The 731-nt window shown below is 61.7% G+C and carries 1 protein-coding gene; it reads left to right on the top strand.

The genetic code is table 11. From position 1 onward, the window contains the following. Window positions 1-99: 99 nt before the first annotated feature. On the top strand, window positions 100-731 hold a 632-nt coding region (locus HP499_RS24690), incomplete at its 3' end, for a YitT family protein (RefSeq protein WP_172326634.1).

Here is a 731-nt window from a genome sequence, read left to right as displayed (position 1 = left end):
AGGCGGAGGAGGGCAGTGGGGTTCAGTGAGCCGGACACAAGACCAGTATTCCAAACTGGCTATGGATTACAAGGCCAGTTCTCTTGGAGGATGGACATCATGATGACCCGAAGAATCACACAACTCCTGATCGGCCTGGCGATGTATGGCATCTCCTTGGCCATTTTCATCCGGGCGGGCCTGGGCTTGGATCCTTGGGATGTGTTCCATCAAGGCCTGTCCCAGAAGACCGGTTTCAGCATGGGAGTTGTGGTCATCGCGGTCAGCTTCCTGGTTCTGCTCCTCTGGATTCCGTTGCGGCAGATGCCGGGGATCGGAACCATCGCCAACGCGGTGCTCGTAGGACTCTTCGCCGATCTGGGACTGTGGCTCATTCCTGAGGTCACCCACCTTGGCGGCCAGATCGCCATGCTTGCAGGGGCCGTGGTACTCAACGGCATCGCCTCTGCCTGCTACATCGGGGCCAGGCTTGGCCCCGGTGCCCGCGACGGCCTGATGACGGGCCTGGTCCGCCGTACAGGATGGTCCGTCAGGTTGGTGCGCACCGGCATCGAAGTGGTGGTCCTGGCCGTGGGGTTCCTGTTGGGAGGCTCAGTAGGGGTGGGCACCGTTGTCTATGCCGTGGCTATCGGCCCGATCGTGCAAGTGTTGCTGCCCAAATTCATGGTGCCGGAGCGGGTACCGGCAGCTGCGGGCACAGCCCCTGCAGAGAACGCGGAACCTGTGGAAGC

This window comes from Paenarthrobacter sp. CM16 (genome assembly GCF_013179505.1).
In the GTDB taxonomy this organism is placed as follows: domain Bacteria; phylum Actinomycetota; class Actinomycetes; order Actinomycetales; family Micrococcaceae; genus Arthrobacter.
The sequence above is the reverse complement of the archived record's forward strand: the minus strand, read 5'-3'. Positions and strand labels throughout refer to the sequence as shown.